The 8,588-nt window shown below is 44.9% G+C and carries 9 protein-coding genes; 2 read left to right on the forward strand and 7 right to left on the reverse strand.

Translation table 11 applies throughout. From position 1 onward, the window contains the following. Positions 1-339 precede the first annotated feature (339 nt). Entirely contained in the window at positions 340-783 is a 444-nt protein-coding gene (locus IID12_08475) for a hypothetical protein (protein ID MCH8289124.1), read from the forward strand. A 68-nt stretch (positions 784-851) separates the two neighbouring features. On the opposite strand, the gene IID12_08480 is transcribed toward IID12_08475, so the two are convergent. Then, a complete protein-coding gene (locus IID12_08480) occupies positions 852-1,637 on the reverse strand; it encodes a hypothetical protein (protein ID MCH8289125.1) in 786 nt (261 codons plus the stop codon). Between the two features lie 182 nt (positions 1,638-1,819). Next, positions 1,820-5,062 (reverse strand): TonB-dependent receptor, encoded by a 3,243-nt coding sequence (locus IID12_08485; GenBank protein MCH8289126.1) that lies wholly within the window; start codon positions 5,060-5,062, stop codon positions 1,820-1,822. Positions 5,063-5,289: 227 nt separating this feature from the next. Here IID12_08485 and IID12_08490 point away from each other — a divergent pair, with 227 nt between their 5' ends. Further along, positions 5,290-5,949 carry a phosphoribosylanthranilate isomerase gene (locus IID12_08490; protein ID MCH8289127.1) on the forward strand — a complete coding sequence of 220 codons (660 nt, stop codon included), beginning with the start codon at positions 5,290-5,292 and terminating at the stop codon, positions 5,947-5,949. Here the strand turns inward: IID12_08490 and IID12_08495 are convergent. From IID12_08495 to IID12_08515, 5 genes are all read right to left on the reverse strand, one after another. Further along, positions 5,946-6,662 (reverse strand): HAD family hydrolase, encoded by a 717-nt coding sequence (locus IID12_08495; protein MCH8289128.1) that lies wholly within the window; start codon positions 6,660-6,662, stop codon positions 5,946-5,948. The two genes, IID12_08490 and IID12_08495, sit on opposite strands and share 4 nt — an antisense overlap. A gap of 265 nt (positions 6,663-6,927) precedes the next feature. Further along, entirely contained in the window at positions 6,928-7,005 is a 78-nt protein-coding gene (locus tag IID12_08500; protein ID MCH8289129.1) for a zinc-ribbon domain-containing protein, read from the reverse strand. Between the two features lie 18 nt (positions 7,006-7,023). After that, positions 7,024-7,446 carry a hypothetical protein gene (locus IID12_08505; protein ID MCH8289130.1) on the reverse strand — a complete coding sequence of 141 codons (423 nt, stop codon included), beginning with the start codon at positions 7,444-7,446 and terminating at the stop codon, positions 7,024-7,026. A 251-nt stretch (positions 7,447-7,697) separates the two neighbouring features. Next, positions 7,698-8,195 (reverse strand): SRPBCC domain-containing protein, encoded by a 498-nt coding sequence (locus IID12_08510; GenBank protein MCH8289131.1) that lies wholly within the window; start codon positions 8,193-8,195, stop codon positions 7,698-7,700. 176 nt (positions 8,196-8,371) lie between these two features. Continuing rightward, positions 8,372-8,588: proline iminopeptidase (locus IID12_08515; protein ID MCH8289132.1), on the reverse strand; the 217-nt coding region annotated here is incomplete at its 5' end.

Consider the following 8,588-nt stretch of genomic DNA (forward strand, 5'->3'; position numbering starts at 1 on the left):
TCTGTACGGCGCGTTGTGGAACCGGGCGCAGCGCGTCGGTGGAGTGGAAAGTGGACCTGTCGCCTGAGCGTGACTGCGGAATGCCTCGAGCGTTAGGGCAGGCCAGCACATCTCTTTCCACAGGTCAAAGTGCCGCCGGCGCGGATCGGCGCAGGCAGAGGCCGTTGGAGGTGGGAACGAAGCACAATGTCAATTGAGACGGCGATAAGTAAAAGAGCGGCCGGTGCGGACCGTGAAGGCCGTGCTCGTCGGGTACGGGGCTCTTCGGATCGCAATCACGATGGAAGTGGCCGGCGCGGGGTTAAGGGCGTGATCCTGGCCGGGGAACACCCATGGCGTGTGGACATGGTTGATGGAAGGTTGCCACGCTCGCTCTGGCCGATCATGGGGCGCCCCGTGATCTGTCATGTGCTTACCTGGCTGCGTGACGCAGGGGTGAGCAATGTGAGCATTTGCGCGAACAGTCAGACTGACGTGATACAGAAACATGTGGGGCGCGACGCGGCACCCGGGCTCAACATCGATTACGTTGAGGATGTGGCGCCGCGCGGTCCTGCGGGTTGCGTGCGAGATGCCGGAGGCACGAGCGCGTGGGATCTGGTGGTAGCGGTCGAAGGGGCGGTGATGCCGCGGGTCGACCTTCAGGAACTGCTGAGCGCCCATCAGCGCTCCGGCGCTTGCCGGTTCGATCGCTCCGAGAGACGGCAGAAGTACAAGAACCATGTAAATAATTCCTCCGACCCAGGTGACTCCCGCAAGAATGTGTATAAAGCTTGTTATTGATTCGACCGTCATTACTTTTCTCCTCGCTTAATTAAATACATAAACAATTTTTTTCTGTGAATAATTTATTAAATAACAAACGTAAATGCCCCTATATATGCGATCCCTTTATCGTTATTTGAGCCGAATAAACCGTATTTCACTCCCATTATGACCTTCGTCAACTCGCTCGCGTTATAAGTAAAACCGAATACCCCGCTTGTCTTTGATGTTGAACCGGAATTGACAAATCGAGCCCAGGCTGAGTTAAGCTCTACAATGCCTTGAAAATTCTCATGCAAAAAATAACCGATCCCGATATTCAGCGTATTCGACCAATTTACAGGTTCGTCTTCCATATCGTTTGAATGATATGAAATGGTGAAATCCGAATCGACAGCCACCTTTTCAGAGATTATGTACGTCAATACCAACCCGCTGCCGATGATTTTCGCCGTTTTTGCTTCATTCGATCTCACACCGCTTTTCGTATCGAAGTTTATTCCTGATTGGAGAGCTAATGAGGCGTCGCCGCCGCTCCGGAACTGCCATTTTAGTCCGAAATTCAGAGATGACGCGTCCTGCGGGACGATCAATCCAGCTTCTATGTTATGCTTGAACCCGGCTGTTAACCTGAAACCGAGGGCGGATTCAGTTGTTCTGCTATTTAAATTGAACAAGTTCCCGTCTTGATCCCATTTCTGATTACTCCTGAAGACCTCGAACGCCGGCTCGAATTCGAACGTTCCCGCCGGTACGGTCCCTGATGCAGGAATCACGATCTTGGAATTGGATATGCCGCTTATCTGAGCGAATGCGTTCACCGCAAATACGCTTGGCAATATTCCTGTACAAATAAGAAAAATAAATTTCATAACTATTCCTTGATAATAAGAGAGATAAGATAAGCTGTCAAATCGTGTGATACCACACAGAAAAAGACGTTATTTATTCCGTGCAGCCGGTAGATATCAATCAGTATCGATCATGTTCCAATAAAAAGGCTCCCAAAAAATTGGGAGCCTCTTCAGTTCCGTGTTATTCTCTCTGATTCAGACTAAAAGAATAATTTCAGTCCAACTTGTACCTGCCAGCGAGAGAACAAACTAAGGTCGTCAACATACGTTTCTGACGGACCCGTAAAGTCTAAGATCGGTTCTCCGGCACCGTCGACAAATCCTATCAACGTCAATGGAGAGGTTGCAGCCGGGCTTGCAATCTGTCTGACACCCCAACTTGAGCTTATGAGGTTCATCACGTTACTGATATCAAGGCTAAATTGCAGTGTCCGTTCTCCGAATGAAAAATCATGGAGAGTGCGAAGATCGATATTCGTATACCATGGATTTATAGCTCCCATACGCTCGGCAATTTTTCCTCTGTTTTTGCTCAGGTAATCATCTTGCTCTATGAACGCATTGAGAGCAGCCCAATCACCTGCATCAGCAAGGACTATGTCGCTTTGATCTATTGGGATATAGATAAGATCGTTTCCGCCGTACCCGTCGCCGTTTACGTCGCCTGAATAGATGAACGAATACCTGTTACCACCTGAGGCTAAGAATCTGTTACCCTGCGCCATTTCAAATACCAACCCGAAACTGGTGGACTGACTACCTGTCCAGTTCTTCCTGTAGTTCATCGACCCTATGATCCGGTGGGGATTTCCGAATTCCGATGATCCTACTATCGGTGTGTTCGGGTCTCCTTGAACCGGCTGATTCTGCCAGAGAACGCTCGCTATCTCCGTAGATTTCAGGTTGTTCTCGGCTTTCAGATAAGTATAGGCGATACTCCCGGCTAAACCGTTATCAAACACTTTCCGAAGTTGACCCGTTAGTGTCATGTTGAACCCTTCATTTGTGTTATCTATGACGTAAACACCGGCGCCTCCGTCCGGATTAAGCTCAAAATTGCCATTCGCATCCGTATAGTATGGTCTCCCGTCTTCAAGAAAGCGGACGGGTTTTACTAAATCAGCGTTCCTCATATAGATCGCATTTAAGTCCTTACCGTAAACAAACTCAATTGTCCCGAGCATATTGCCGGGCAATTGCTTGTCAACTGCGAGGTCTGTAGTCCATACCTGAGGCCATTTGAAATCATCTACCATCCCATTCACGTCAAATGACTGTTGAAGCACCGATTTTCCTTCCTCATGACGACCTGAACCATCATCGATGACATTCTCATCGGCGGTAATGGGGCCTCCAAATGGGCTAAAGAGATTAGGATTGGCTCCCGGATTGGAGATAACGTTTCCTATCCATACAAACGGCACACGACCCGTAAACACACCGGTTCCTCCTCGAATCTGGAATGACCTATCGTTATTCACATCATAGTTAAATCCGATGCGTGGAGAATAGAGCGGCGTTGAACCGGGCAGTTTCGCCTGGTCAACGACTTCCGGCTCGTCATTTTCATCAAGAAGTGTTAATCCTGTTGAAAACGGATTTTCTATAGGCGTGGTTTCGTATATCGGAATATCTACTCGCAGACCGTATGTCAATTTCAGTGCCTCGGACATCTGGAATTCATCCTGAGCGTACACTGCGAACTGGGACACGTCTATCTGCTCGCCCTTAAAAGGACCCGATCCTATCAGCGCATTAAAATCATAGAAGTTCGCTGAGTCAGGATTTGTTTTAGCATTGAAACCATCTACAGACGAGAATGTAGTCGCTCCAATTCCAAGAAAATCAAGAAAATCCGGCAAGAAGAACACACCATGCCGGAATATGTTAAACGAGTTAAAGAAGCTGAACCTCTCATAACTTACACCCGCTGTGTAAACGTGCTTACCGGAAAAATAACTGTAGTTGTTAGTTATCTGGAGAACGTCCTGATCGAGTATATTATGAATCGAGAACGGTTCATGTCCGACCGTTGTATACGTTACGCCTTCTTCACCAATTTCTATGGTCGGGAAATCAGCGCTGAACGGTTGCCTGAAATCGCGGAATCTGTTGTAACTGAAGAAGAACTTATTAGCGGATTTTCCGCCGAATGCGCTGTTCAGTTCAAACATATATGACTGCAAATCGTTGTTGATTGTATATCCGGAATTTTGGAACGGCAGACTCGATGAATTAGGTCCGCGTCCGGTATTAGCGAAACTCAGCACGAACGGGTGTGGACCCTGCTCGCGCATAGCGTCCAATATATTCACGCGGAAAGTCGCGTTATGATTTGAATTCACGTTCCAATCTAATTTTAGAAGGACCTTGTCATTGTTCGTCTGGTGGGTATAGCCCTGATATGGACCCGTTTCATACCCGTAAACATCTATCATAGTTTTCCTGATAGCATCCATAGTGGCAGCGTCAACCCGAGAATTTTCATTAGCTTTATAGTTTGTGCCCGGATCTTCCCTTCTTACCCGCTCAAAATTTAAAAAGAAGAAAAGCTTATTTTTCGATATAGGCCCGCTGTATGTAAATCCGGACTGATTAAATGACAAATCTGGTTTATCATCAAATAGTACCACATCTCCAACCTGGTTACCCACAAAACTTGCGTTCCTGAAGTAACTATAGATTGAACCCTTGAATTGATTCGTGCCGCTTTTGGTCACCGTGTTTATACCCGCTCCGGTAAATCCTCCTTCGCGGACGTCAAAAGGCGCTATCGAAACCTGCACCTGTTCAATCGCATCGAACGGAACCGGTTCGGCGTTAGCCTGACCACCAACCGCCGGGTCATCCAATCCGAAAGGATTGTTAAAGTATGAACCGTCGAGAGAGATATTATTGTAGAGCCAGTTTCTTCCGCCGAAACTGTAATTACCGTCACTTCGCGGATCCAACCGTGTAAGATCCCTAATGCTTCTTTTGACTGAAGGCATCTGCTCAACCTGATCGGAACTGATGTAGGTTGCCGCACCTGTTCTCCCGCTATTCATAACAGGATCCAATTCTGCCGTAACCACTACTCCGCTGACCTCGATAGCCTCCTGTGACAGCTGCAGGTCTATTCTGGCTGCTTGACCGAGATTTAGGTATATATCTCCTTGCGAACTTTCTGTATATCCGATAAACGTCGCCTTTACAGTGTATGGACCGCCTACTCGTAAGTTGAGGATATCGTAGAAACCTCCACTCCTCACCGCCGCACCGTATTGTGTACCGCTCGGTTCGTGAACCGCAACAACGTTGGCGCCGGCTAACGGATCACCGTTTTCATCGGTAACCATGCCGTTTAAGCTTGCGGTCGTCAGCCCTTGTCCATAGGCAGTTTCAACATATACCGAACTTATCGTTATCAAGCATGATATTATAATAATTGTCAATGATTTCATAGTCTCACTCCTTTAAATTGTGCAAGATTCGATTTTGGCGGCATCCTATTGCCCCCCTAATTACGTTTATAAACATTGTAGCATGAAGTATTCAAAATGTATTAAGCAGAAAATACAGTGTCAAGAGATAAAATTAGGTCGAAATTATTCCGGATTTTTTTCACCTATTTGCAAGCTTCACAATTCTCTTTGACTGTTTGTGAATAGAAACCTTATACTTATTTTTTATGACACCAAGGATCAAAATATGCTGTATCAGTTCCGTTGAAGAGGCTAAGTCAGCGATCCGTTACGGAGCCTCAGCGATCGGGCTCGTCTCTGAAATGCCGGGTGGACCCGGTGTAATTCCGGAAGATCTTATCTCAAGAATTGCCTCAAATATACCGGCTTCAATTTCCACGTTTCTTCTGACGAGTAAACAAGCTGCCGCCTCCATAATAAAACAGCAAAAGCGCTGCAAGGTAAATACGTTACAGTTGTGTGACCGGCTTGTCACGGGCACTTATAGCGACCTGCGTGAGACATTACCCGGCATCAAGATCGTGCAGGTCATTCATGTTACGGGCGAAGAATCAGTTGAAGAAGCGATATCCATCGCTCCGGAAGTCGACGCTTTACTCCTCGATTCGGGTAATACTTCCTCCGCCGTCAAAGAATTAGGCGGCACAGGGAGAACTCATGACTGGAAACTAAGCAGGAAGATAGTTGATTCGGTCGATATACCCGTCTGGTTGGCAGGAGGGCTTAATCCCGATAACATCGCTGACGCGATTAAAACTGTCAAGCCATATGGCGTTGACGTTTGCAGCGGTGTGAGGACAGATTCGAAGTTAGATGAAGAGAAGCTTCAGCGATTTACCGATCAAGTGAGGATGGAGGGTTTTTAAGAGAAATATTCCAATAGGTCTCCTACCGTTCGAGCGACATAATCCGGTTGAACGCTCCAGTTATCGGTTTGAGTTCCCGTGCCGTATAAAGCTCCGATAGTGATCACATTCAAATTCGTTCCTGAGTCTTTTAAGGCTTCATTTGTATTTCTGGCGCACAATATGTCGGTCTCATGATCCCCGATGTAAAAGATACTCCCCTCTTTCATATCAAATAACTGCTCCATACATTTTAACAGACCTTCGGGATGAGGTTTTTGATTGTTTAATCCGACCTCTTCGTAACCGATGATTGAACTAAAATGTCTGGATAGGTTTTCCATTTCCAATTGCCTCATCACGTTGCTTTTGGAATTTTGAGATACTATTCCCTGGGGAAATTCACCCGCAGAACTGATTACCTCGTGAATTCCCCTATACACGGTTACCGGTGTTTCATCCGAAAGCTGAAATTTAGTCCATAATCCACCTGCTTCATCAATTTGATCTTCGGTTAATTGAAATTGATCTCTATAAAATTCTCTCCAATTCATCATCTCCATTGTTACCTTTTGATAAGTTTCCATTGATTGCAACAGAGAAAATGTGTCCGCCTCTTTTCCCGATACTTTTTCGATAATTTTTCTTGTTACGTTAAGATTTTTTTGACGTGAATCCACGAGTGTGCCGTCATAATCCCAGATGATCGCTCGTATGCTTTTTTCCTGACTCAAATTAACCCTCTTTGATCTGACTTAAAACAAACGTCATTATAAAAGATTATACAAAATAGGTGACGAAATAGATAGACTCATCCGATCCGGATTTAATCATCAAATCGGACTCTTTTCCGGGGATTAACCTGATTTAATTGAAACCGGTTAACTGACCGGTAAATAAAACGATTGTAGTGTCAGCGAATCTCTGTTATTCTTCGGAGGATTCTGATGCTGACGCTGCAGCAGCGCCGCCGCCGTAAACTTTAGCGATCACTTTTCATCACTCATCTTTCTCTACTTTCGTGCCACACTCTGGACAAAACAATGAATCGCTCTCTATCTTTTCATCACACTTTATGAAGTATTGTAATGTGTCTTAATCTATTGACTTCAAAAACTGTGAGCCTATTAGTGCTACTACAAAGCCAAGCAATGTCCCAATACCACCAAACTGAATTTCCAAACCAATATCTTCGGGTTTGATTGTTCCAAACTCGGTTTCCATGCCATTAGTAAAATTAACGTATTTGAAAACCATAACTCCCAGAGCAACTATTGAGCTGAGGATTGTAATAACTTTTGACTTTCCAACTTGCCTTTGACTTCTAAAAAAGAAAAACGCACCAATTATTGCTAATGCAGATATAAAAACTACCCAATAAATTCCGCCAAGGTCTGCACCGGAAGCGTACTTTGTTTGGCCTGCACATGAAAATTTTATCCACGGAAGGAAAAAACAAATTGCAGCAATAATTGCACCTGCTGGACTAATAAACGTATTTTTGTCTTCTTGTTCCATCTTTGCCTCCTTTCAATCTTTCCTATTTGTATTTTTTCTCGGGATGTTCCCGGCACACCCCAATGTTTTTGATATTGAATGATTATTCGGATATTTGTTCATCTTTCCCCTTTATTATCATGATTGGAGACAATCAACTGCTTCATATTTATAAAGAGAACAGAAAGAATATATCAGGTTCTGACCTAAGGGACAAGGGGAATTCGAATAAGGGAATGGAATTAACTCCCTTTATACTCATCTAATTCATTTTATACAATACTGAAGGGAAGATCATCCCAGTCAACAGGGCCTGTCTCGAACATATATATCAACCGTTTCAAGACGACTTCTTTCCAGGCAACATCAAAGTAATGATAAACCTGATCCCATTCTTCCCCGCTTCCCCAACCGTCATGGAACAATCTGAGTTTAGTTGATTTTTCTCCTTCTTCTGATAAACGAAGAACTACATGCGTCATCTGCCCTCTTATGTTCGGATATGAGGGGGGAGCGTTCCATGTAAAAGAAAGCATCTTATTTGGTTGAAACGCCATTATAATCATTCCCTCGCTTCCCTGACTTCCGGGTTCGGCTTCGAGATCGAATAGCAACTCATAAGCGCCTCCAACTTTTAGTTCTATATTACATTCCGGCGCAAAAAACGATTTAATTCCTTCCTCCGTAGTCCATGCGTTCCAGACCTCTTCAGGATTCGCCGGGACGGTTACCTCCACGTAAATGGATTTTTCATCGTTGGAATTCGACATAGAATCTCCTCATTAGATTTAGAATTCATGCATCCAAACAAGTAAAATAATCGTTTGTTTTACGTAATCAGTTATATAATGTTTCTAACTAAAAGGGTAATGAGAACAAATTTGTGAATCCCTGGGAGACGTTCTCTGAACCTAAGCTCGAATTTACCGGCGAATATCTGAAACTCTCAGAAATCTCCTCTGTCCACATCTTTAATGAAATCTATCAATCCCGCGAAGTAAATTTGTTGGTCGTCATACATCGCAAGGTGACTCCCGTTCGGACAGTGCAGGTATCTTCCGTGATTGACTTCACTCGCCATCCACTTCATATGTTCCGGATCCATCGTATCGTATGCGCCGCCTATAGTGAGTGTAGGCACTCGTATCTTGTGCAGATCGGAT

The sequence above is a fragment of the Candidatus Neomarinimicrobiota bacterium genome (assembly GCA_022567655.1).
Taxonomy (GTDB): Bacteria; Fidelibacterota; SORT01; order SORT01; family SORT01; genus JADFGO01.